The organism is Serratia sp. HNCC26DJ244 (assembly GCF_057180565.1).
The window spans coordinates 1-259 of sequence record NZ_JBXUGO010000159.1 but is presented as its reverse complement, the minus strand read 5'-3'; the positions used below and the strand labels follow the sequence as shown (position 1 = coordinate 259).

The following is a 259-nucleotide window of genomic DNA, read 5'->3' as shown; positions in this document are numbered from 1 at the left end:
CCACGGGGTAACCCACCTCCACCGAAGCACTGGCGCCGCGCAGGCGGTAATCTTGCTGGCTCTCTGACTGCCCTTCGGTTGACCCGTTGAACCAGGCGTATTGCAACCAGCCATGCACATAAGGGCTATGGCGTTGATTGGCATGCTGATACCAGGTGCCGTACACCCCCAAGGAGTAACCGTTTAACCGGTTGTCAGAACGGTAATCGCTAATCCGTGAGTCTGAACTGCCATTACTCAGCCCATAACCCGCCATCAT

General features: G+C 56.4%; 1 protein-coding gene. It reads right to left on the bottom strand.

Annotated elements, in window-relative coordinates; genetic code table 11:
• Positions 1-259: autotransporter outer membrane beta-barrel domain-containing protein (locus AC2A06_RS19070; protein ID WP_484381330.1), on the bottom strand; the 259-nt coding region annotated here is incomplete at both ends.